This window comes from Amycolatopsis sp. 195334CR, from assembly GCF_017309385.1.
Classification (GTDB): Bacteria; Actinomycetota; Actinomycetes; order Mycobacteriales; family Pseudonocardiaceae; genus Amycolatopsis.
Genome location: NZ_JAFJMJ010000001.1, coordinates 1147251 through 1171100, shown reverse-complemented (window position 1 = coordinate 1171100; position 23850 = coordinate 1147251). Strand labels below are relative to the sequence as shown.

Genomic DNA, 23850 nt, shown 5'->3' with positions numbered 1-23850 from the left:
CGCCGTCAGGCGAGGGCGTCGCGCAGGGTGGCGGCGGCCTGCGCGATGGCGGCACCCGCGGCCGGGGTTTCCCGCAGCGCGTTCAACATGACGAAGTCGTGGATCACGCCCTGGTACCGCACGGCGGTCACCGGGACGCCCGCCTCGCGCAGCTTGTTCGCGTACGCCTCACCTTCATCCCGCAGCACGTCCGCCTCGGCGGTGATCACCAGTGCGGGCGGCAGCCCGGCCAGCTCCGGAACCTCGGCCCGCAGCGGCGAAGCCGTGATCTCCGCGCGCTGCGCCGGATCGGTCGTGTACTGGTCCCAGAACCACTGCATGCCGTCCCGCCGCAGGAAGTAGCCCTCACCGAACAGCCGGTACGACTCGGTGTCGAAGTTCGCGTCGGTCACCGGGTAGAACAGCACCTGCTGCCGGAACGAGACGCCGCCGCGCTGCTTGGCCAGCAGGGTCACCGCGGCGGTCATGTTGCCGCCGACCGAGTCCCCGGCGATGGCGATCCGCGTGGGGTCGAGGTCGTGCTCACCGCCGTGCTCGGCGACCCACTTGGCGGCGGTGTAGTTCTCCTCGATCGCGACCGGGTACCTGGCCTCCGGCGAAAGGCTGTACTCGGGGAAGACCACGGCCGCGCCGGCGCCGGTGGCCAGTTCGCGGACGAGCCGGTCGTGCGTGTGCGAGTTGCCGAAAACCCAGCCCGCGCCGTGGATGTAGACGATCACCGGGAGCGGGCCGGTCAGCCCGGCGGGGCGGATGATCCGGATCCGGACGTCGCCGGGAATGGTCAGGTCCTCGATCTCGGCGTCCGGCTTGGCGATCTCGCCGGACTGCACCTCGTCGACCGCCTTGCGGCCGTCGGCCGGGGCCAGGTCGAACAGGAACGGGGGCTGCGAGGTGGCTTCGGCGAAGGCCTGGGCGGCCGGTTCGAGCGGCAGGTGGTGCGGATTGGCGGTGGCCATCTCGGCTCCTAAATGAGGGAGAACGTTCTGTTTCGTTCTGACCTGACTGAAGTTAGAGCGAGGAGGCCGGGTTCGTCAAGCAAAACGAAACAGAACGTTCTGTTACGCTCGTCTCATGGCTACAGCACGCCGCTCGGCGGCCAGGGACCGGCTGGTGGAGGCCGCCGCGCGCATCTTCTACGCCGAGGGCGTGCACGCGATCGGCGTGGACCGGGTGATCGAGGACGCCGACATCAGCCGGGCCACCTTCTACCGGCACTTCCGCTCGAAGGACGAGCTGGTCCGCGCCTACGTCGAGGCGGAGGACCAGGGCGTCCGGGCGAACGTCGAAAAGGCCCGCGCCCGCGCCGAGGACCCGCGCGAGCTGCTGGAACGCCTGGTCAGCGGTCTGGGTGACCAGATCTGCGGGGCCGGGTTCCGCGGCTGCCCGTTCATCAACGCCGCCGTCGAGTACCCCGATCCCGAGCACCCGGTCCGCCAGGCCGTGCGCGTGCACCGCGACTGGTTCGCCGAGGTGCTCGCCGACCTGGCCGTGGCCGCGGGCATTCCCGCGGAACTGTCCGGCGTGCTGGTCTTCCTGCGCGACGGCGCGATGGTCGGCGGCTACCTGGAGGACCCGGAAACCGTGCGGGAGCAGCTGAAGGTCGCGGTCAGGGCGTTGGTGCGGTAGCCGGGCACGGCTCGTAGACGAACCGCGGATCGGCGTCCAGCGCGGCGATCAGCCGTCCGGCCTGGTCCTTGCGCGGGAACACCACGGCGTAGAGCTGCGTGCCCTCGCGGCGGAAGTTGGCCACCTGGTAGCTGTCGCGGTAGATCGCGTCGTCCGTGCACTGTGGACGGACGGCGAACCCGTTGCCGGTGACGATGCCCAGTGCCGGCTTGCGCACGTTGACCACGTAGTCGTAGTCGTGCGCGATGTGCCCGATCGGGCCGCTCTCCTCGGTGCGCAGGCCGTTGCGCGCGATGTGCTCGTCGGTCAGGCCGAGCACGTCGACCACCGGCACGCCCGGACCGGCCCGGTAGGACAGCGCGCCGTTGGCGTAGGTGCTGATCAGCGTGCCCGGCGGGAGGTTCTGCCCGAGCAGCGAGCCGAACTCCTCCATCTCGGCGATCTTCGCGCGCCACTGGTGCATCAGGTCGAGCATCTTCGGATCGGTGATCGACACCAGCAGCGAGAGCCCGCAGATCGCTGCGGCGGCCAGCGGCATCAGGCGCAGCCCGGCCACGCGTGCCCGCAGGCGTTCGGTGTCCAGCATCCCGTACGCGGCGACCGAGGCGACGCCGAGCAGCGGCGGCACCGGCGCGAGCAGGCGGTAGGCGGGCATCCAGTCACCACCCGCGTAGGTGATGAACGCGAGGTAGGCGAACGCCAGGCCGAAGGTGAGCCAGACGAGGGACCGGTGCTCGCTCTCCCCGCCGAACCGCACCAGGCCGATCATCGCCAGCGCCGCGAGCACCAGGAAACCCAGTGACGCCAAAGCGAACCCGCCGAGGTACTCGCCGCCCTGCGCGAGCTGCCAGCCGAACGAGCCGCCCGACTTCGCCGCGACCGCGTTCGGCAGCAGGTGTCCGTAGTAGACGACCCGCCAGATCGTCCACGGCAGCGCCAGCACCAGCAGCCCGGCGGCGTACTCCAGCACCGGGCGCCAGCCGGTCCGCTTCCGGATCGCGCGCACCAGCAGGTAGAGACCGACGAGCACGGCGATCAGCAGGCCGTCCGGCCTGGTCATCCCGGACAGCGCGACGAGCAGCCCGGCGATCAGCGGCCGCTTGGCCGCCAGCGCGTACAGCACCCCCAGCACGAGCAGCAGGAACAGCGGGGTCTCCAGGCCGGACGGCCCGTAGGCGGCCAGCCCGCTGGCCCCGGCGGTGAGCACGGCGGCGAGCACGCCGAGCGCCCTGTCTGTGTCCTTGCCGACCATCCGGTTGACCAGGAAGTACGAGAGCACCACGCAGGCCACCGTGCAGACCACGCCGAGCACCGCCGCGCCGACCACGATGCCCTTGCCGAACAGGGCCTTCGGAATGGCGATCAACACCATCCAGAGGAAGTTCGAGTACCCCTCGACCCGCTCGCCGGCGTTGAACACCGGGCCGTTGCCGTCGGCCAGGTTCTCCGAGTAGCGGAACGTGATGAACGCGTCCTCGGCGACGGTGGAGAACAGGGCCTGGTGGGCGAGCGAGTACGCCACCGCGAGCGTCAGTGCGGCGACGCGCCATGCCCGGCTGGTGGAGATGCGGGTCCACCCGCCGAGTACCAGAGCGGCCAGCAGCAGCCAGCCGCAGATGAGCGCAACCACACCAGGTCCTCACGCAACGGGGTCGGGGTCCGCGTCAATCTACCGGGGCGCCTGCCTGGGACTTTTCCCCGCCTGGGACTGTCGGTGCCACGTGCGACCATCGAGGTGTGGAACCTGCCGACACCTTCGAGACCACCGAGCCGCTGGCCGGCCGTGAGCCGCTGCAGGCCTTCCGCCGTCGTCAACCGCACCACCGGATCCCGCTGCCACCGGCACGGGAGGGTGCCCGCGGGCGGACGCCGTCCGGCACCGTGCACCTGGTCACCGACGCCTGGCTGCCGGTGTGCGGGGCCGGGCTGAACACCTGGGACCCGCTGCGCGGCCTGGCGCCGACCGAGGAGCCGGTTACCTGCCGGCGGTGCGCCGACGTGCACCTGAAGGAGGTACACGAGGGGCAGCTCAAGCTTTTCTGAGCCGGGCGGACACGCGGTCGTGGAACGGCCGCTCCTCCAGCGCGCGCGTCGCGGCGGCGACCAGAGCGGACAGCGAGCCGGGCAGCTCGTCCTCCAGTTCGGCGAAGGCGGCTTCGGTGGCCGTCCATTCGGCGTCGAGCACGGGCAGGAGCTCCCGCGTCTTCGCGGTCAGGTGCACGATGCGCTCGCGGGCGTCCCCGCCGGGGTGCAGTTCGACCAGGTCCAGCTTGCGCATCTGGGTGATGGTCTGGCTGGCCGCGGAATGCGTCACGCCCAGTGCCTCGGCCAGCGCCCGGATCGGCAGCGGCCCGCGGGCGGTCAGCGCGCGCACCACCGGGGTGAACCGCGGCCGGAACTCGGGCAGCCCCAGGTCGGCGTAGACGCGGGCGACGTCGCCGTCGAGCAGTTCGAGCAGGTGGCGCAGCCGGGTACCGATGGCGGGTGAAGTCACAGCGCTAATATAACAGCGCTAATACACCTGGGAGGAAGCATGTACGAGCACTCCGAGCCGTACGACCACGGCCTGCTCGACGTCGGTGACGGGAACCACGTGTACTGGGACGTCTCCGGCAATCCGGCGGGCAAGCCCGCGGTCCTGCTGCACGGCGGACCGGGCGTCACCGCGCCGGGCGGACGCCGGTACTTCGATCCGGCGGCCTACCGCGTGATCCAGTTCCACCAGCGCGGCGTGGGGCTCAGCACGCCGTCGGTCGTGGACCCCGAGACCGATCTCAGCGTCAACACCACCGAGCACCTGCTGGCCGACATGGAGAAGCTGCGCGAGCACCTCGGTGTCGAGCGCTGGCTGGTGTTCGGCGGTTCGTGGGGCGTGACGCTCGGCTTCGCCTACGCGGAACGGTTCCCGGAGCGCGTTTCCGAACTGGTGCTGGTGGCCATCACGAACTCGCGCCCGGCGGAGACCGACTGGCTCTACCGCGGTCTCGGCAGCCTGTTCCCCGAGGCGTGGGACCGGTTCCGCGAAGGTGCCGGTGATGGTGCCGTTGTCGACGTGGTCGCCGCGTACAACCGGCTGCTCAACGACCCCGATCCCGCGGTCCGCGAGAAGGCCGCGCGCGACTGGTGCGCCTGGGAAGCCGCGGCGGTGGACGAGGACCCGGCGGATCCGGATCCGCGCTGGGCGGACCCGGACTTCCGGATGTCCTTGGCCAGGACCGCGGCGCACTACTTCCACCACGACTCCTGGCTGGAGGACGGCATCCTGCTGCGCGAGGCGGGCAAGCTGGCCGGCATCCCGGGCGTGATGGTGCACGGGAGGCTCGACCTGAGCGCGCCGCTGGGCACCGCGTGGGCGATGGCCAAGGCGTGGCCGGACGCCGAGCTCAAGGTGATCCCCGACGCCGGCCACCACGCCCGGGGTGCGATGGGTGAAGCGCTGCTGGAGGCGGTCGACCGGTTCCGCTGATCAGCGGAAGTCGTCGGCGTGGTCGGTCGCCCAGGTGGCGAAGGTCCGCGCCGGTTCGCCGATGTGGTCGTGCAGGGTCGGCCCGACCGGCGCCGGTTCGGTACCGGCCGCCTCCATCGCGTCGAGCGCCGCGTCGGGCAGGTGGGTGGCCTCGGCACGCGGCAGTTTCTCGACCTCCAGCGAACGGCCGATCGCCGCGCCGATGAGGTCCACGTGCTGCCGCACCGAAAGCGACTCCGGCCCGGTCAGCGAGTAGGCCTTGCCCGCGTGCCCCGGTCGGGTCAGCGCGTGCAGTGCGAGCTGCGCGATGTCCTGCTCGTGCACCGAGTTCAGGTGCATTTCGGGGAACGCCTCCCTGGCCACCCCGCGTTCGCGGATGCCGGGTGCCCAGGCGAGCGTGTTCGTGGCGAAGGCACCCGGCCGGAGGAAGGTCCACGGGATGCCGGACGCCTCGATCGGCCGTTCCGCGGCCAGGTGCCACTCGGCGATCCCGGGCGCCATCTCCGGCTCGGCCGAGGCCAGCGAGGACAGCAGCACGATGTGCTCGATGCCGCTCGCCGCGGCCAGGAACTCCGGGATGACCTCGGCATTGGCGTAGAGGAACACCTTCGTGACGCCGGTGAGGTCGAAGCCGGTCACGAGTTCCACGCCGTCGGGCACGGTTACGTCGGGTGAACTGCTCGACGCGCGCACCTTCTCCCCTTCGGCGAGCAGCTGGTCGATCAGCGCGCGGGCCACGGAACCCCGTGCTCCGGTGACAAGAATGGTCATGCCGACATGGTCTTCGCGAACAACCTGAGCGATCCAGTGAATTAGCGCCTGTCGGCTGGATCCTCCGCGATCTAGCCTGAGATGGTGACTTCGCACGCGTTCGACGATCTCGATCGCCGTTTGCTCCACGCCCTCCAACTCGACGGACGCGCTTCGTTCAGCCGGATCGGCGAGGTGCTCGGGGTGTCCGGGCAGACCATCGCCCGGCGCTACACCGCGCTGCGGTCGCACGGCGCGCTGAAGGTGATCGGGTTGAGCGATCCGGACGTGCTCGGCGAAGTGCTCTGGCTGACCAGGGTGCGCTGCACGCCGGACGCGGCGAGCGCGGTGGCGGGCGCGATCGCCCGCCGCGACGACACCTCGTGGGTGCAGCTGACCTCGGGCGGGACCGAGATCGTCTGCGTGACCAGGGTTCCGGGCGGCAACGGTGAGGAGAACACGCCGTTGTTGCAGCAACTCCCGCACACCCCGCGCGTGCTGGACGTGACCGCGCAGTGCGTGCTCAACGTGTTCCTCGGCGGGGGCGAGGGCCTGTTGCGCAAGGCCCGCGTGCTGACCGGGGCGCAGGTCGAGGAGCTGACCTGGACGGCCGACGCCCCGCCCCGGCGGGAGATGTCCGATCAGGACTGCGCGATGCTCGCCCTGCTGCGGGCGGACGGCCGGACCCAGATCGCCGAACTGGCCGAGTCGACCGGCTGGTCGCAGACCACCGTCCGGCGGCGGCTGGCCGAACTGCGGGCCGGTGGGCTGCTGCGGTTCAGCGTGGACTTCGACCACCGGATGCTCGGCTTCGGCGTGCACGTGCTGCTGTGGCTGGCGGTCGAGCCCGCCGACCTGGAGATGGCCGGGCGGCTGATGGCCGAGGAACACCCCGAGGTGGCCTACGTCGCGGCGACCACCGGCCGGACGAACCTGGTCGCCGGAGTGGTCTGCACCAGTGTGAAGGACCTCTACGGCTACCTGACGCGACGGCTGGCGGTGCTGCCGGGCGTGCGCGAGATCGAGACCGCGCCGGTGGTGCGGACGCTGAAGAGCGCCACCGTGCTGAACCCGGGGCGGCCGGGCGCAACCGGGTGGTGAAGCGGCCGAAACCGGACACCGGCGTTGCCGCCCGCGCGAACGCGTTCGTACGTTCCGGTGATGACTGGTGGACTGAACCGGCGTAGCTTCCTGCAGACCTCCGCGCTGGGCGCGGGCGCACTCGCGCTGCCCACCACCGCCGCGGTGGCGGCAGAAGGGAAGGCCGGTGTGCTCCGGGCCGAACGGCTGACCGTCGAGTACGCGGAAACCCTGCTGGGCACCGATGTCGCCCGTCCGCTGCTGTCGTGGGTGCCGGTCGCCGGTGGTCACCACGCGCGGCAGACGGCCTACCAGATCGAGGTGGACGGGCTCTGGGACTCGGGGCGCGTCGAGTCCGACCGCTCGACCGCCATCACCTACGACGGTCCGGCGCTGAGCCCGCGCACGCGGTACCGGTGGCGCGTGCGCCTGTGGGACCAGGACGGGCAGCCGTCGGACTGGAGCGCGCACGGCTGGTGGGAGACCGGTTTCCTCGGTTCCGAGTGGACGGCGGACTGGATCGGCGCGCCGGCCCCGACGGCGCCGCTGGACTTCACCGGTGCCTCGTGGATCTGGTCGCCGGGCAGCACCACCGGGAACGCGCCGGCCGGGCCGCGCTGGTTCCGCGCCGCCGTCGAGGTGCCCGCCGGGGTCACCGAAGCGGAACTGGTCGCCACCGCGGACGACGACTTCACCCTGTTCCTCAACGGGGAGCAGGTGCTCCACGCGCCGGAACAGGTCGACGGCTGGCGGACCGCGCGGCACACCAAGGTCGGCGTGAGTGGCCGGGTGGTGGTCGCGGTGCTGGCCACGAACCGCGGGTCGGTGTCGGTGAACCCGGGTGGGTTGCTGATCCGGTTCCGGGCGGGGTCGCGGGAGTTGGTCACCGGGACGGGGTGGAAGGTCGCGGAGACCGAGCAGAGCGGGTGGGAGCAGCCGGACTTCGACGACAGCGGCTGGCCGGACGCGGTGGTGCTGGCACCGTACGGCCAGGGTCCGTGGGGCAGCGGGGTTTCCGTGCAGTTGCCGCCGATTCCCGCGCCGCTGCTGCGCCGGGAGTTCACTGTGGACAAACCGGTGGCGAGCGCGCGGTTGTACATCAGCGGTCTGGCGTACTACGAAGCCGAGATCAACGGCAAGCGCGTCGGCACGCAGGTGCTCGATCCGGGGTTCACCGACTACGACAAGACCGTGCTGTACGCCACGCACGACGTCACCGGTCTGCTCGCCGGGGGAGCGAACGCGATCGGCGTGACGCTCGGGCGCGGGTTCTACGCCATGACCACGCCGAACGTCTGGCGGTGGGAGAAACCGGACTGGCGTGGTGAGCCGAAACTGCTGGCGCAGCTGGAGATCACGCACCCCGACGGGAGCCGGACCACGATCGCTTCCGACACATCGTGGCGGATCGCCGACGGCCCGACCGTCTCGGATTCCCTGTACGCGGGCGAATCCTATGACGCGCGACTGGTGCGGCCGGGTTGGTCGTCGACGGGGTTCGACGACAGCGACTGGTCGACGCCGGTGGTGCACAGCGCGCCGAAGGGCGTGGTGCGCGCACAGCAGCACGAGCCGATCGAGGTCGTGGAAACCGTGACGCCGGTGTCGATCACCACGCTGCGGCCGGGGGTGTACGTCGCCGACATGGGGCGCACGATGGCGGGCTGGACCCAGCTGACCGTCCGCGCACCGGCCGGGACGACCGTCGAACTGTGGCACGGCGAACGCCTGCGCGAGGACGGGAGCGTGATCTGGGAGAACGGGCACGTGCCCGGCAGGCACCAGAAGGACTTCTACACCTGCGCGGGCACCGGTGAGGAAACCTGGGAACCGAAGTTCTCGTACAAGGGCTTCCGGTACGTGGAGGTGCACGGGCTCGACGTGCAGCCCCGGCTGCTGGGCCGGGTGGTGCACACGAAGGTGCGCGAGGTCGGGACTTTCCGTTGCTCGGAGCCGTTCTTCGAGCAGTTGGACCGTGCGATGCGGCGGACGCTGCTGAACAACCTGCACGGGATCCCCACCGACACGCCGATGTACGAGAAGAATGGCTGGACCGGGGACGCGCAGGTCGGCGCGCCCTGCCTGGCGTACGCGTTCGAGGTGCCGCGGTTCCTGACGAAGTGGATCGGGGACCTGACGGACAGCCAGAACGAGCCGGGGCAGGTGCCGGTGATCGTGCCGAGTGGTGGCTGGGGATACCAGGAACTGGCACCCGCTCCGGAGTGGACGACGGTTTACCCCTATTTGGTAAGGGAAATGTACCGCTGGTACGGCGACAAGCGGGTGGCGGAGGAGCACTGGCAGCCGCTGACGAAGTACCTGGACTGGGAGATCGGCAGGCTGCAGAACGGGCTCGCGGTGACCGCGCTGGGCGACTACCTGCCGCCGGGGTACGGCGGGGTGCCGCCGGAGGACACCCGCCTGACCGCGACGGCGTACCTGCACCGGGCGCTGGTCGGCACCGCTGAACTCGGCGACCTGCTGGGGCGCGGGGCGGACGCCGCGCGGTACCGGTCGGTCGCGGACGGGTTGCGGGACGCGTTGAACGCGGCGTTCCTCGGTCCGGAAGGGCACTACCGGACGGCGAAGGACCCGGATTACCGGCAGACCTCGAACGCCATCCCGCTGGCTTTCGGGTTGGTGCCCGCGGGGGCGGTCAAGTCCGTTGTGGACAGTCTGGTGGCGGACGTCCGGGCCAGGGGGGATCACCTGAACACCGGCAACCTGGGCACGAGCGTGCTGCTGCGCGTGCTGACCGAACACGGGCACGCCGACGTGGCGCACGCGATCGCGACGCAGCGCAGTTACCCGAGCTGGGGCTACTGGTTCGACAACGGCGCCGACACGATGTGGGAGATGTGGCAGCTGGACTCGCGCTCGCGGGACCACTACTTCCAGGGGACGGTCGTGCAGTGGCTGTACGAGAACGTGGCGGGGCTGCGTCCGGGGGATGACGGGTACCGCACGTTCACCGTACGGCCGGACGCGCGGGCGGGGGTGCACTGGGCGGGCACCACGGTGGAGACGGTCCGGGGGCGCGCGGGGGTGAACTGGGCCAAGGTCGGGGGCGGGCTGAGGGTGACCGTGGACGTCCCGGTCGGTTCGGTCGCCGAAGTCCACTTGCCGGCTTCGGCTGCCGGGCAGGTCACGTCGGTTCCTTCGGCCGAGTTCGTCCGGATGGAGCGGGGGTGCGCCGTCTACCGCGCCACGCACGGCCAGTGGCGGTTCATCGCGCCTACCGCGTGAGCTGTTCGGCCGCCTGCCTCGGCCGCAACTCGCCCCGGTTGCCTGGTCCGCTCGCCTGCCCCGCTTCGCGCCGCGGCTCGCCCCGCCTCCCTGACCCGGCCCGCCCGCGTCCCCGATTGCTATGAGTGGGGCATTACTTGCGTTGAATGCAAGTAATGCCCCACTCATAGCATTCGCTGGTCCGTCGAGGCGCCCACCTCGGCCCGCTCGGGTTACTTGAAACGTTCTAATGACCCGCCCCGAAGCAGTAGCCGAGCGTGTGCACAGCGTGCAGGCAAGCGTCATTTCCGGGACAGAAGCCGCTGAAAACTTGACATGGGTCACAGAGTCGAAGCAGGCTCGCCTCAGCCGTGGATTGAAACGATTTATTCGCGGGAGGGAGACCGGGTGACCGAGCTGCGCGAGGTGACCAAGTCCTTCGGCGCCGTGCGGGCGCTCAGCGGGGTGTCGCTCGACCTGCGGCCCGGCGAGGCGCACGCCCTGCTCGGCGAGAACGGCGCGGGCAAGTCCACCCTGATCAAGGTGCTCGCCGGCGTCCACCGCCCCGACGAGGGCAGCGTGCTGATCGACGGCGAGCCCCGGAAGTTCCACGGGCCCGCCGACGCCAGGGCCGCTGGGATCGCGGTCATCTACCAGGAGCCCACCCTCTTCGGCGACCTCTCCGTCGCGGAGAACGTGTTCATGGGCCGCCAGCCCCTCCGCTCCGGAAGGAGGATCGACACGCGCGCCATGCACGAAGCCGTGCGCGCGCTCCTGGGACGGCTCGGCGTCGCGCTCGATCCGGCTCGGCCTGCCCGCGGGCTCTCGATCGCGGACCAGCAGGTGGTCGAGATCGCCAAGGCGCTCTCCTTCGACGCCCGCGTCGTGGTGATGGACGAGCCGACCGCCGCGCTGTCCGAAGTGGAGGTCCGCAGGCTGTTCGGCGTGGTCAGGGCCCTGCTGGAGGCGAAGGTGGCGGTGCTCTTCGTCTCCCACCGGCTCGACGAGGTCTTCGAGCTGTGCACCCGCGCCACCGTGCTCCGCGACGGCGAGCACGTCTGGACCGGCGACCTCGCCGGGCACACCCCCGAGGACCTGGTCCGGCGCATGGTCGGCCGCGAGCTCTCCACGCTCTTCCCCAAGCAGGACACCACCCCCGGCGAAATCGCGCTCCAAGTCGACCGCCTGACCAGGGAAGGCGTCTTCACCGACATCTCCTTCGACCTGCGCGCGGGCGAGATCGTCGCGCTCGCCGGGCTCGTCGGCGCCGGGCGCAGCGAGGTGGCCCGCGCGATCTTCGGCATCGACCGGCCCGACGCCGGAACCGTGCGGAGGAACGGCAAACCGCTGAAACCCGGCTCACCGACCGCCGCGATGGCCGCCGGGATCGGCTTCGTGCCGGAGGACCGGCGGCAGCAGGGCTTGGTGATGGACGCGTCCATCGAGCGCAACGCGGCGCTGGCCTCCCTCGGCTCGCTCAGCCGCGGCGGGCTGATCCGGAAGGCCGACGAGCGCGCGCTCACCCGGGACTGGGCGGTCAAGCTCCGGCTCAAGTTCGCCCGCCTCGGCGACCCGGTCGGCGTGCTCTCCGGCGGCAACCAGCAGAAGGTCGTACTGGCGAAGTGGCTGGCCCGCAGACCGGCCGTGTTGATCGTGGACGAGCCGACCCGCGGCATCGACGTCGGCACCAAGGCCGAGGTCCACCGGCTGCTGTCCGAACTCGCCGCGGAAGGGGTGGCGGTGCTGATGATCTCCTCCGAACTGCCCGAGGTGCTCGGCATGGCCGACCGCGTGCTGGTGATGCACGAGGGCCGCCTCGCCGCCGAGCTGGACCGGACGGCGGCCACCGAGGAGTCGGTGGCGCTGGCCGCGGCGGGCCGGGCATGACGGCGCAGTCCACAGTGGACCAACGGGTCCCGGAAGCGGGCACCACCGCCCGCCGGCTCGCCGATCGCGCGGGCAAGGTGCGTGAACTCGGCATCCTGCTCGCGCTGCTGCTCGTCGTCGTCGGCACGGCGTTGAGCAACCCCCGGTTCATCGAGGCGCAGAGCGTGCGCGACCTGCTGCTCAACGCCTCGATCGTGGCGCTGCTCGCGGTCGGCCAGACCATCGTGGTGATCACCCGGAACGTCGACCTGTCCGTCGGCTCGGTGCTCGGACTCGCCGCCTTCCTCACCGCGGATACCTTCGCTGCCAACGAAAACCTGCCGATCGTCGCCGGGATCGGGCTCGGCGTGCTGATCGGCCTCGCCTGCGGCGCGGCGAACGGGCTGGTGGTCGCGCTCGGCCGGGTGCCGAGCCTGGTGGTCACGCTCGGCACGCTGTACGTCTTCCGCGGCCTCGACTTCGCGCTCGCCTCCGGACAGCAGGTCAACGCCGCCGACCTGCCGGAAAGCCTGCTCTCCCTCGGCAGCGGGCGACTGCTCGGCGTGCCGAACCTGGTGCTGGTCACGCTGGTCGTGGTGCTGGCCGCGTGGTTCTTCCTGCGCTCGTACCGCTCCGGCAGGCAGTTGTACGCGATGGGGTCCAATCCGGACGCCGCCGTGCTCGCCGGGATCCCGGTGCGGCGGCGCGCCTTCGCCACCTTCGCCGTGTCCGGGGCGATCGCCGGGCTGGCGGGCGCGCTGTGGGCCGCGCGGTTCGGCACCGTCGACGCGGCCGCGGGCACCGGCCTCGAACTGCAGGTGGTCGCCGCGGTGGTGGTCGGTGGCGTGGCCATCTTCGGCGGCTCCGGCACGGTGCTCGGCGCCGCGCTGGGCGCGCTGCTGCTCAGCACCATCGCCGGTTCGCTGGTGGTGCTCGGCGTGCCCGCGTTCTGGCAGCAGGCGATCACCGGCGCGCTGCTGCTGGTGGCCATCTCGATCGACCGGCTGGTGGCGCTGCGGCTGGCGGCCGCGTTGCGCCGCACCAACTCGAGGGGAGGGGGCGCGTGATGGCCCGCCTGCTGCGCTGGGAGTCGGTGCTGGTGCTCCTGCTGGTGGTGGTCGCGGTGGCCGGCAGCATCCGCACCGACGGCGCCTTCCTCTCCGGCGGCAACCTCTTCTACCTCGGCCTGGACATCTCGGAGATCGCGTTGATCGCCCTGCCGCTGACGCTGGTGGTGGTCTCCGGCGAGATCGACCTGTCGGTGGCGTCGGTGCTCGGCCTGTCCAGCGCGCTGGTCGGCACGCTGTGGAACGCGGGCTGGGCGCTGGAGCTGATCCTGCCGGTGGCGATCGCGGCCGGGGCGCTGTGCGGCGCGGTCAACGGCCTGCTGGTCACCCGGCTCGGCCTGCCCTCGCTCGCGGTCACCATCGGCACGCTGGCGCTGTACCGCGGGCTCGCGCTGGTGCTGCTCGGCGACACCGCGGTCGCCGACTTCCCGGCCAGCTTCACCCAGTTCGGCAACACGCCGATCCCGGACACGCAGCTCCCGTACCCGATCCTGCTGTTCGCGTTGCTGGCCATCGGGTTCGCCGTGCTGCTGCACTACAGCTCGTTCGGCCGGTCCACCTTCGCCATCGGTGCCAACCCGGAAGCGGCCTGGTTCTCCGGGATCCGGGTCAAGCGGGTCAAGCTGATCCTGTTCATCCTGACCGGGGCCGTCGCGGCGATCGCCGGGATCGTCTACACCCTGCGCTTCTCCAGCGCCCGCGCGGACAACGGCAACGGGCTGGAACTCGCCGTGGTCGCCGCGGTGCTGCTGGGCGGGGTGTCCATCTTCGGCGGCAGGGGCACGCTCGGCGGCGTCATCGCCGGGGTGCTGCTGCTCGGCGGCCTGCGCAACCTCCTGATCCTCGACGACGTTTCGACCGAGGTGCTGACCGTGGTCACCGGCGCGCTGCTGCTCGCCGGTGTGCTCATCCCGCGCTTGCTCGGCAGCCGGATTTTCCCAGCAGGAAGGAAAACGTGATGAAGGCAAGCACCGTCGCACGACGAGGTGTCGCGGTTCTGGGTATGGCCCTGCTGCTCGCCTCCTGCAGTGGGACCACAAAGGACAGTTCTGGGTCGGGCCCGGCGCAACAGGCCACCGGCGCGGCCAACCCGGCGGCCCCGCTGAAAACCGGGTTGAAGATGACCTTCCTGCCCAAGCAGGTGAACAACCCGTACTTCACCGTGGTGCAGCAGGGCGGGGAGAAGGCGGCGGCCGAACTGCGGGCCGAGTTCAAGGCGACTGGCCCGTCCGACGCCAGCGCCTCCTCGCAGGTCACCTACATCAACACCGCCGCGCAGCAGCGCCAGGACGCGCTGATCATGGCGGCCAACGACGAGAACGCGGTGGCACCGGCGCTGAAAACCGCGCGCCAGCAAGGGATGAAGGTGGTCACGCTCGACTCCGACGTGGCCACCGACGCCCGGGACGTGTTCATCAACCAGGCCGATTCCCGGGACATCGCGGTGAAGCAGGTCGAGCTGATCTCGAAGGCGGTCGGCGGCAGCGGGGAGATCGCCATCCTGTCCGCGACCGCGAACGCGACCAACCAGAACACCTGGATCGAGATCATGAAGCAGGAACTGGCGAAGCCCGAGCACGCCGGGCTGAAGCTGGTCGAGGTCGCCTACGGGGAGGACAACGACCAGATCTCCTTCCAGAAGACGCAGGGCCTGCTGCAGGCGCACCCGCAGCTCAAGGGGATTGTCTCGCCGACCACCGTCGGCCTGGCCGCGGCCGGGCGTTACCTCAGTTCCTCGGAGTACAAGGGCAAGGTCGCGCTGACCGGGCTCGGTACGCCGAACCAGTTGCGTGCCTACGTCAAGGACGGCACGGTCGGCCAGTTCGCCCTGTGGGAGCCCAACAAGCTCGGTTACCTCGGCGTGCAGGCCGCCACCGCGCTCGCCTCCGGCCGGATCACCGGCGCGCCGGGCGAGAAGTTCACCGCCGGGGAACTGGGCGAGTACACCATCGGCGCGGAGGGGGAGGTCGTGCTCGGCCCGCCGACCGTGTTCGACGCGGCCAACATCGACCGGTTCGACTTCTGAGAGGGGCACCGCATGAGTTCGTGGGCACAGGCCGCGGAAGTGCTGCGCGCACAACGGATCGAGACGCCGTCCTGGGCGTACGGGAACTCGGGCACCCGGTTCAAGGTGTTCGCGCAGAAGGGGATCCCGCGTGATCCGTACGAGAAGATCGACGACGCGGCGAAGGTGCACGAGCTGACCGGCGTCGCGCCGAGCATCGCGCTGCACATCCCGTGGGACCGCGTCGACGACTTCGGTGCGCTCGGCCGGTACGCCGCCGATCGCGGGATCGAGCTGGGTGCCATCAACCCCAACGTGTTCCAGGAGGACGACTACCGGCTCGGCAGCCTGTGCAACCCCGATCCCGGGGTCCGCCGCAAGGCCGTCGACCACCTGCTGGAGTGCGTGGAGATCGGGCGCGCCACCGGTTCGGGCGTGCTGTCGGTGTGGATGGCCGACGGCACCAACTACGCCGGCCAGGACAACATCCGCGCCCGCCAGGACCGGCTGCACGAGGGCCTGCGCGAGGCCTACGACCGGATGCCCGACGGCATGCGCCTGCTGCTCGAGTACAAGTTCTTCGAGCCGCACTTCTACACCATGGACGTACCGGACTGGGGCACGTCGTTCGCCCAGTGCCTGCGCCTCGGCGAACGCGCGCAGGTGCTGGTGGACACCGGGCACCACGCGCCCGGCACCAACATCGAGTTCATCGTCGCGGTGCTGCTGCGGGAGGGCAGGCTCGGCGGGTTCCACTTCAACAGCCGCAACTACGCCGACGACGACCTGATCGTGGGTGCGGCGGACCCGTTCCAGCTGTTCCGGATCATGCACGAACTGGTGTCGGCCGGCGGGCTCGACCCGGCCGCGAACGTGGCGTTCATGCTCGACCAGTGCCACAACCTGGAACCGAAGGTGCCGGCGATGATCCGCTCGGTGCTCAACGTGCAGGAGGCCACCGCCAAGGCGCTGCTCGTCGACACCGACGCGCTCGCGCGGGCGCAGGCCGAGGGCGACGTGCTCGGCGCGAACGCGGTGGTGATGGACGCCTTCAACACCGACGTCCGGCCGAAGCTGGCCGAGCTGCGGCAGGACATGGGCCTGGACCCCGACCCGATCGCCGCCTACCACCGCGGTGGTTACCAGGCCCGGATCGAGGCCGAGCGGACCGGTGGTGCGGCCATGGGCTGGGGGGCTTGACGTGCTGACCAAGGAACGCCTCAGCCACGACGACCTGGTCCTGCTCCAGCTGCTCGCCTCCGGGCTGCCCGCGGACGCGGTGGCCCGGCGGCTCGGCCTGTCCGGGCGCACCATCCGCCGCCGCACCCGGGCCATCTGCGACCAGCTGGGCGTGCGCACCCAGATCGAGGCGGTGGTCTGGGCCGTTCGCCGCGGTCTGCTCTGAGATCGGATCTCTGCTTAGGCCGTTCGGCGGTCCGCCACAAAAAGACAAGAATCAACAGATCCCCGGTGCGTCCCACTGCACCGGGGATCTTGTTCGTCCGGTAAGCAAAACGGACATCCCCTGGGCAGAGCCGGTGCGAGCGCAAATGTTGAGAGCTGAGTATCTGTGGTCGGATGTGTTGACATCTGTTGAGTTCCCGCGTGAAATGTGTCACGACGGGTCCACTGCGTGCCGGCACACGCGGCTCCGTTTCCCGGCGCCAGCAGCCGCTGGTTCACCAGGACCTCACCTGAAGGGTGTACGACAACGATGTCACGAGTTAGCCGACGCCGAAAGATCAGACGTCCGTGGGCCGCGGCCGCGCTCGCCTCGATCGTGGCGGCGCTCACCGTGGTCGCCCCGCCGGCGACCGCGCAGCCGAGCTGGCAGATGGGCACGCCGAAGCTGCCGACCCCCTGGACCCACCTGGTCAACCCCGACAACGCGCTGCCGGAGTACCCGCGGCCGCAGCTGACCCGCAAGGACTGGCAGAACCTCAACGGCGTCTGGGAGTTCGCCGGTGCCAAGGCCGGTGAGGCGCCGCCGTTCGGCAAGACGCTCGGTGAGCGCATCCTGGTCCCGTACCCGAGCGAATCGGTGCTCTCCGGCATCGAGCGGCACGAGGACTACATGTGGTACCGCCGCACGGTTTCCGTGCCCGCCGACTGGCAGGTCGGCAGCCGCAACCGGCTCAAGCTGAACTTCGGCGCGGTCGACTACCTCGCCTCCGTCTACGTCAACGGCAAGAAGGTCGCCGAGCACAAGGGCGGCTACGGCGCCTTCTCCGCCGACATCACCGACGCCCTCAAGCCCGGCGCCGACCAGGAGATCGTGGTCGGTGTCGAGGACCGCGCCGACCAGACCTGGCAGCCGGTCGGCAAGCAGCGCATCGTGCCCGACCGCGGCATCTTCTACGAAGGCGCGTCCGGCATCTGGCAGACCGTGTGGATGGAGCCGGTGGCCGCCGCCCACGTGGAGAACCTGGGCATGGTGCCGGACATCGACACCGGCACCCTCGGCCTGACCGTGCAGACCAGCGGTGACGCGGGCAAGCTGTCCGCCGAGGTGATCGTGCGCGACGGCGGTGCCGTGGTCAGCCGCAAGCGCAGCCCGGCCGCCGGCGAGATCAAGGTCGACGTGCCGCAGGCGAAGCTGTGGTCGCCGGACAGCCCGTTCCTCTACGACCTCGACGTGATCCTGCGCGACGCCAACGACCGCCCGGTCGACCGCGTCTCCTCGTACTTCGGCATGCGGGAGATCGGCAAGATCGAGGGTGCCGACGGCAAGCTGCGGATGACGCTGAACGGCAAGATCCTCTTCCAGATGTCCACTTTGGACCAGGGGTACTGGCCGGACGGCATCTACACCGCGCCCACCGACGCCGCGCTGGCCTTCGACCTCGAGCAGCACAAGGAACTCGGCTTCAACACCGTGCGCAAGCACATCAAGACCGAGCCCGACCGCTGGTACTACCACGCCGACCGCCTCGGCCTGCTGGTCTGGCAGGACATGCCGGCCATGCGCACCGGCGGCCGCCCGCCGGTCGACGCGCAGCAGCAGTTCGAGAAGGAACTGGACGAGATCGTCGAGGAGAAGAAGAACTGGACCTCGGTGATCGGCTGGGTGCCGTTCAACGAGGGCTGGGGCGAGTGGAACCGCGAGGCCACCGGCCGCATCGCCGACGAGGTCAAGGCGCAGGACCCGTCCCGGCTGGTCAACGCGCACAGCGGGGTGAACTGCTGCGACTCGCTCGGTGACTCCGGCAAGGGCGACGTGCTCGACTGGCACATGTACGTCGGCCCCGGCACCCCGGTGCCGGACGCGAACCGCGCCTCGATGGACGGTGAGCACGGCGGCTTCGGCCTGGAGATCGACGGCCACATGTGGTTCGGCGAGGGCCACGCCTACGAGATGACCCCGGACCAGGCCACGCTGACCCGCCGGTACGTGGAGAACCAGACCGACGTGCTCAAGGCCGCGCAGCGCTGCGGCATCGGCGGCGCGATCTACACCCAGATCACCGACGTCGAGCACGAGGTCAACGGCTTCTTCACCTACGACCGCCAGGTGAAGAAGATGGACTTCGGCCAGGTCAAGGCGATCAACGAGCAGATCATCCGCGAGTCCGACGGCAGCGGCACCGGCGCGCCCGACCCCGGTCCCGGCACGCCGGGCACCGACGGGGTGAACGCGTACAAGTTCGACGAGGGCACCGGCACCACGGCCGCCGACTCGGTCGGGGGCAAGAACGCCGCGCTCACCGGTGCCGAATGGGCCACCGGCGTGCAGGGCGGCGCGGTTTCCTTCAACGGCGCCGGATTCGCCAATCCCGGCAGCGCGCTGGTGAACACCGGGAGCAGCTACTCGGCCTCGGCGTGGGTCAAGCTCGACGTGGCCGACGGTGCCTTCCAGACCGTGGTCAGCCAGGACACCGGCAGCAACAGCGCCTTCTTCCTGCAGTACTCGGGCCAGGACCAGCGCTGGGCGATGAGCTTCGTCGGCCTGCGCGCGCTGTCGCCGGAGAAGCCGGAGGTCGGCCGCTGGTACCACCTGACCGGGGTGCGCGACGCCAAGGCGGGCACGGTCTCGCTCTACGTCGACGGCAAGAAGGTCGCCGCGCAGAGCGCCTGCACCGCGCCGGAGTCCGCCGGCCCGACGGTGATCGGCCGCGGCCAGTACGGCGGCAACCAGGTCGACTTCCTCCGCGGTGACGTGGACGACGTCCGCCTGTTCGACCGGGCGCTGACCGACCAGGAGATCGCGGCCATCGCGACCCGTCCGTAGTTCCACCCGTTTCCCCGCCCCACAAGGAGTTCAACGATGAACAACAGAAGAGTCCGGCTGTCGGTCGCGGTGCTGGCGGCCGCCGGAATGGCGCTCACCGCGTGCACCAATCCCGGAGATTCAGGCAGTTCCGCGGCGCCGACCGGGACCACCGGCGGTGACGGTCAGGTGGTGAAGAGCCAGGCCCCCGGGGCGGGGGAGGGGTGCACCCTGGAGAAGAACGGGGCGCAGAAGCTGGACCTGAAGACCGCGGTGGTCGGGTTCTCGCAGTCCGAGCCCGACACCGCGGCCTTCCGGGCCGCCGAAACCGCGTCCATCAAGTCGGCCGCCGAGCAGGCGGGCGTCAAGCAGCTGCTGGTGACCAACGCGAACAACGAGCTGCCCAAGCAGATCGCCGACATCCAGGACCTGCTCAACCAGGGCGCGCAGTTCCTGATCGTGGCGCCGGTGAACTCCGACGGCCTCGACCCGGCGCTGGCCGCGGCCAAGGCCAAGGGCGTGCCGGTGCTGACCATCGACCGCAAGGTGACCAACACCGCCTGCACCGACTACGTGGCCTTCCTCGGTTCGGACTTCTACGAGCAGGGCAAGCGCGCCGCCGACGCGATGAACAAGGCGACCGGCGGCACCGGCAAGGTGGCTATCCTGCTCGGTTCCTCGGGCAACAACGTCACCGACAACCGCAACGCCGGGTTCAAGGACCAGCTCAAGCAGTACCCGGGCCTGCAGATCGTCGCCGAGCAGACCGGCAACTTCGCGCGGGAGAAGGGGCAGCAGGTGGCCGAACAGCTGCTGCAGGCCAACTCCGAGATCACCGCGATCTACGCGCACAACGACGAGATGGGCCTCGGTGCGGTGACCGCGGTGACCGCGACCGGCAAGAAGCCGGGCGAGGACGTCAAGATCGTCTCCATCGACGGCACCCGCAACGCGGTCCAGGCCATTGTGGACGGTCAGATCAACGCGGTGATCGAGTCGAACCCGCGGTTCGGCCCGCTGGCCTTCGAGACCGCGCAGAAGTTCTACAACGGTGAGGCGATCCCGGAGAACGTCATCATCGAGGACGACGAGTACAACAAGGACAACGCCGCCCAGAACCTCGGCAATGCCTTCTAAGTCCGTACTCGAAACAACCGGCGTCACCAAGTCGTTCGGTGGCGTGCACGCTCTGCGGGGCGTGGATTTCTCCCTCGCCGAGGGGGAGATCCACGCCCTCGTGGGGGAGAACGGCGCCGGAAAGTCCACGCTGATCAAGGTGCTGACCGGGGTGTACCGGCCGGACGGCGGTCAGGTGCGGTTCGGCGGGGAGCCGGTGGAGTTCCACCGGCCCTCCGCCGCGCAGGACGCCGGGATCTCCACGATCTACCAGGAGATCAACCTGGTGCCGCTGCTCTCGGTGGCCCGCAACATCTTCCTCGGCCGCGAGCCGCGCAACCGGTGGAAGCTGATCGACGTGGCGGCGATGAACCGCCAGGCCGCCGAGCTGACCCGCCAGCTGGGGCTGGACATCGACGTCACCGCCGAACTCGGCAGGCTCGGCCTCGGTGTGCAGCAGATGGTGGCGCTCGCGCGGGCGATGTCGGTGGACAGCCGCGTGGTGATCATGGACGAGCCGACCTCCTCGCTGGAAACCCGCGAGGTGGCCACGCTGTTCGAGGTGGCGCGCGGGCTGCGGGACCGCGGTGTCGGCCTGATCTTCGTCTCGCACCGGCTCGACGAGCTGTGGGAACTGTGCGACCGGGTGACCGTGCTCCGGGACGGCAGGCAGGTGCACACCGGGCCGATGGCCGAACTCGACCGGGTCACCCTGGTCGCGCGCATGCTCGGCCGGGACATCGAGAAGGTGGAACGCGAGGGCGCCACCGAGTTCGGGGAGGACCACACGCGCGGGGAAGAACCTGTGCTGGAAGTGTCCGGTTTGGACGTTCGGCACCGGTTGTCCGGGGTCGGGTTGACGGTCCGGCCGGGTGAGGTGGTCGGCCTCGGCGGGCTGCTCGGGTCCGGGCGCAGCGAGACGGTCAAGGCCGTCTACGGGGCCCTTCCCGCGCAGGCCGGGTCGGTTTCGGTGCAGGGCAAGAAGGTGCGGGCGAACTCCGTGCGGCACGCGTTGCGCGCCGGGATCGCGCTGCTGTCCGAGGACCGCAAGGCCGAGGGCATCATCCCCGACCTGTCGGTGCGCGACAACATCGCGCTGGCCGTGCTGCCGCGGTTGTCGAAGGGCGGGCTGGTCTCCGAGTCCCGCATCGACGCGCTGGTCGAGACGTTCATGAACCGGTTGCACATCAAGGCTTCCAGCCCGGCGCAGAAGGTGCGCGAGCTCTCCGGCGGCAACCAGCAGAAGGTGCTGATGGCGCGGTGGCTGTGCACCGAGCCGAAGGTGTTCCTGCTCGACGAGCCCACCCGAGGCATCGACGTCGGCGCGAAGCTGGAGGTGCAGGGCCTGATCGACGAGCTCGCCGACCAGGGCCTCGCGGTGGTGCTGATCTCCAGCGAGATGGAGGAACTGGTGGAGGGCGCCGACCGGATCGTGGTGCTGCACACCGGATCGGTGAGCCGGGAGCTGACCGGGGAGCAGGTGACCGGCGCGGAACTGCTGGCCGCGCTGGCGGGGGAGGACGGCGAATGAGCCGGTTCGACAAGGACTGGGTGCGCCGCAACGGCGTCTACGTGGCACTGGTGTTGCTGTTGCTGATCAACGTGGTGATCACCGACAACTTCGTCAGCGCGGGCACGTTGCGCCTGCAGCTGATCCAGGTGGCCCCGGTGCTGCTGGTGGCGCTGGGCATGGCGCTGGTGATCGGCACCGAGGGCATCGATCTCTCGGTCGGCGCGGTGATGGCCATCGCGGCGGCACTGGTGCCGCTCTACATCGGTTACGGCACCGTGGTTTCGCTGCTGATCGCGGTGGCATCGGGTGCGGTGACCGGGGTGCTGGCCGGGGTGCTGGTGGCGAAGGTCGGTGTGCAGCCGATCATCGCCACGCTCGGCATCATGGTCGCCGGGCGCGGGCTCGCCAACGTGTTCGGTGGTGAGATCAAGAGCATCCGCGACGACGGCATGGTCGAACTGGGCTCCGGTGACGTGCTCGGCATCCCGTACGTGGTGCTGATCGCGGCCGTGGTCGCCGCGCTGGCGTGGTTCCTGGTGCGGCGGTCGACCTACGGCCGCCAGCTGGTGGCCATCGGCGGCAACAAGCGGGCCGCGGAACTGGCCGGGCTGCCGGTGAAGCGGGTGCTGATCACCACGTACGTGATCTGCGGGCTGCTCGCCGCGCTGGCCGGGGTGCTGATGGCGGCGCGGTCGCAGGCCAGCGACCCGACCAAGCTCGGCCTGCTGGTGGAACTGTCCGCGATCACCGCGGTGGTGATCGGTGGCACGCCGCTGTCCGGCGGGCAGGTGCGCATCGCCGGCACCATCGCCGGTGCGCTGCTGATGCAGTTGATCACCGCGACGCTGATCTTCCACGACATCCCCGACTCCACCGCGCAGGTGGCGCAGGCGGTGATCGTGGTCGCGGCGGTCTACGTGCAGCTCGGCCGGAAGAAGGCGCGGAAGAAGGTGGCTACATGACGACCACACCCACGGCCACCCGCGCCAGGGTGGCGCGTTCGGTGCAGCGGCAGGGCGCGCTGGTGATCCTGGTGGTCGCCGTGGTGGCGTCCACCTTCGCCTTCGAGTCCTTCGGCACCACCGGGAACCTGACGAACATCGCGTTGCAGGCCTCGTTCCTGGCGGTGGTCGCGCTCGGCATGACCTTCGTGATCATGACCGGCGGCATCGACCTGTCGGTGGGTTCGGTGTTCGCGCTCGGCGGGGTGCTCGCCGCGTGGGGCGCGCAGTACGGGACCTGGGCGGCGATCCTGCTGCCGCTGGTGGTGTGCGGGGCGATCGGGCTGGTGCAGGGGCTGGTCATCGCACGCGGCGGGCTGCCGCCGTTCATCGTCACGCTGGCCGGGTTGCTGTTCGCCCGCGGGGTGTTGCTGCTGATCAGCGACGAGGGCGCGACCACGTACAAGGTGCCGCCGGATTCCGCGTTCCGCGAGCTGGCGCAGGGCAGCGTGCTGGGCATCGGCTACCCGATCTGGATCGTGGTGCTCGCCTTCGGCATCGGCGCGCTGGTGCTGCACCGGACCACCTACGGCTCGACCGTGCTGGCGATCGGCGGGCAGGAGGACGCCGCCGATCTGATGGGCCTGCCGGTGGTGCGCACGAAGGTGGTCACCTACCTGGCGTCCGGGCTGCTGGCCGGGTTCGGCGGGTTGCTGATCGCGTCGTACACCTCGTCCGGGGTGACCGTGCTCGGGGTCGGCATGGAGCTGGAGGTGATCTCGGCGGTGGTGCTCGGCGGCACGCTGCTCACCGGCGGCGCGGGCACCATTCTCGGCACGCTGGTCGGGGTGCTGCTGCTCCAGGTGATCAAGAACGTGATCAACCAGGTCGGCTCGCTCAACTCGAACTGGCAGGCGGTGGTCAGCGGCACGATCCTGCTGATCGTGGTCACCCTCCAGCGGTGGTTGTCCCGCCAGGTGAAGTAGGG

The 23850-nt window shown here is 70.3% G+C and carries 20 protein-coding genes; 16 read left to right on the top strand and 4 right to left on the bottom strand.

The features are described 5' to 3' along the window. Positions 1-5: 5 nt before the first annotated feature. On the bottom strand, positions 6-956 hold the full coding sequence (locus JYK18_RS05735) for an alpha/beta hydrolase (RefSeq protein WP_206801106.1): 951 nt from the start codon (positions 954-956) through the stop codon (positions 6-8). A gap of 115 nt (positions 957-1071) precedes the next feature. Here JYK18_RS05735 and JYK18_RS05730 point away from each other — a divergent pair, with 115 nt between their 5' ends. Beyond that, complete coding sequence (locus JYK18_RS05730; protein ID WP_206801105.1) at positions 1072-1626, top strand: TetR/AcrR family transcriptional regulator; 555 nt, start codon at positions 1072-1074, stop codon at positions 1624-1626. Here JYK18_RS05730 and JYK18_RS05725 read toward each other — a convergent pair. Beyond that, positions 1607-3256: a glycosyltransferase family 39 protein gene (locus JYK18_RS05725; protein WP_206801104.1), complete on the bottom strand. Its 1650-nt coding sequence runs from the start codon at positions 3254-3256 to the stop codon at positions 1607-1609. The two genes, JYK18_RS05730 and JYK18_RS05725, sit on opposite strands and share 20 nt — an antisense overlap. 107 nt (positions 3257-3363) lie before the next feature. Here JYK18_RS05725 and JYK18_RS05720 point away from each other — a divergent pair, with 107 nt between their 5' ends. Continuing rightward, positions 3364-3669: a hypothetical protein gene (locus JYK18_RS05720; RefSeq protein WP_206801103.1), complete on the top strand. Its 306-nt coding sequence runs from the start codon at positions 3364-3366 to the stop codon at positions 3667-3669. Here the strand turns inward: JYK18_RS05720 and JYK18_RS05715 are convergent. After that, positions 3656-4120, bottom strand: coding sequence for a MarR family winged helix-turn-helix transcriptional regulator (locus tag JYK18_RS05715; protein WP_374194989.1), 465 nt, complete (start codon positions 4118-4120; stop codon positions 3656-3658). The two genes, JYK18_RS05720 and JYK18_RS05715, sit on opposite strands and share 14 nt — an antisense overlap. Before the next feature lie 39 nt (positions 4121-4159). Here JYK18_RS05715 and pip point away from each other — a divergent pair, with 39 nt between their 5' ends. After that, complete coding sequence (gene pip / locus JYK18_RS05710; protein WP_206801102.1) at positions 4160-5092, top strand: prolyl aminopeptidase; 933 nt, start codon at positions 4160-4162, stop codon at positions 5090-5092. On the opposite strand, the gene JYK18_RS05705 is transcribed toward pip, so the two are convergent. Further along, positions 5093-5863, bottom strand: a complete 771-nt coding sequence (locus JYK18_RS05705; protein ID WP_206801101.1) for an SDR family oxidoreductase — start codon at positions 5861-5863, stop codon at positions 5093-5095. It abuts the gene before it with no gap. 84 nt (positions 5864-5947) lie between these two features. On the opposite strand from JYK18_RS05705, the gene JYK18_RS05700 reads away from it, so the two are divergent. From JYK18_RS05700 to JYK18_RS05640, 13 genes are all read left to right on the top strand, one after another. Next, on the top strand, positions 5948-6943 hold the full coding sequence (locus JYK18_RS05700; protein ID WP_307795792.1) for an AsnC family transcriptional regulator: 996 nt from the start codon (positions 5948-5950) through the stop codon (positions 6941-6943). A 60-nt stretch (positions 6944-7003) separates the two neighbouring features. Then, a complete protein-coding gene (locus JYK18_RS05695) occupies positions 7004-10168 on the top strand; it encodes an alpha-L-rhamnosidase (RefSeq protein WP_206801099.1) in 3165 nt (1054 codons plus the stop codon). Between the two features lie 387 nt (positions 10169-10555). Then, positions 10556-12034, top strand: a complete 1479-nt coding sequence (locus JYK18_RS05690) for a sugar ABC transporter ATP-binding protein (RefSeq protein WP_307795791.1) — start codon at positions 10556-10558, stop codon at positions 12032-12034. A gap of 14 nt (positions 12035-12048) precedes the next feature. After that, positions 12049-13080, top strand: a complete 1032-nt coding sequence (locus JYK18_RS05685; RefSeq protein ID WP_307795790.1) for an ABC transporter permease — start codon at positions 12049-12051, stop codon at positions 13078-13080. Next, positions 13080-14039, top strand: a complete 960-nt coding sequence (locus JYK18_RS05680; RefSeq protein ID WP_206804037.1) for an ABC transporter permease — start codon at positions 13080-13082, stop codon at positions 14037-14039. Before JYK18_RS05685 ends, JYK18_RS05680 begins: the two co-directional genes overlap by 1 nt. Beyond that, a complete protein-coding gene (gene rhaS, locus JYK18_RS05675; protein WP_206801096.1) occupies positions 14039-15106 on the top strand; it encodes a rhamnose ABC transporter substrate-binding protein in 1068 nt (355 codons plus the stop codon). The genes JYK18_RS05680 and rhaS overlap by 1 nt, the downstream gene beginning before the upstream one ends. A 12-nt stretch (positions 15107-15118) precedes the next feature. Then, positions 15119-16285 (top strand): L-rhamnose isomerase, encoded by a 1167-nt coding sequence (gene rhaI, locus JYK18_RS05670; protein ID WP_206801095.1) that lies wholly within the window; start codon positions 15119-15121, stop codon positions 16283-16285. A 1-nt stretch (position 16286) separates the two neighbouring features. Further along, entirely contained in the window at positions 16287-16490 is a 204-nt protein-coding gene (locus tag JYK18_RS05665) for a LuxR C-terminal-related transcriptional regulator (RefSeq protein ID WP_206801094.1), read from the top strand. Between the two features lie 309 nt (positions 16491-16799). Further along, positions 16800-19313 carry a LamG-like jellyroll fold domain-containing protein gene (locus tag JYK18_RS05660; protein ID WP_206801093.1) on the top strand — a complete coding sequence of 838 codons (2514 nt, stop codon included), beginning with the start codon at positions 16800-16802 and terminating at the stop codon, positions 19311-19313. Positions 19314-19349: 36 nt separating this feature from the next. Further along, on the top strand, positions 19350-20429 hold the full coding sequence (locus JYK18_RS05655; RefSeq protein WP_206801092.1) for an ABC transporter substrate-binding protein: 1080 nt from the start codon (positions 19350-19352) through the stop codon (positions 20427-20429). Further along, the gene (locus JYK18_RS05650) at positions 20419-21939 is read left to right on the top strand and encodes a sugar ABC transporter ATP-binding protein (protein ID WP_206801091.1); all 1521 of its coding nucleotides are present in this window, start codon (positions 20419-20421) and stop codon (positions 21937-21939) included. Before JYK18_RS05655 ends, JYK18_RS05650 begins: the two co-directional genes overlap by 11 nt. Continuing rightward, entirely contained in the window at positions 21936-22883 is a 948-nt protein-coding gene (locus tag JYK18_RS05645) for an ABC transporter permease (RefSeq protein WP_206801090.1), read from the top strand. The genes JYK18_RS05650 and JYK18_RS05645 overlap by 4 nt, the downstream gene beginning before the upstream one ends. After that, the gene (locus JYK18_RS05640; RefSeq protein ID WP_206801089.1) at positions 22880-23848 is read left to right on the top strand and encodes an ABC transporter permease; all 969 of its coding nucleotides are present in this window, start codon (positions 22880-22882) and stop codon (positions 23846-23848) included. Before JYK18_RS05645 ends, JYK18_RS05640 begins: the two co-directional genes overlap by 4 nt. The last annotated feature ends 2 nt before the right edge of the window (positions 23849-23850 follow it).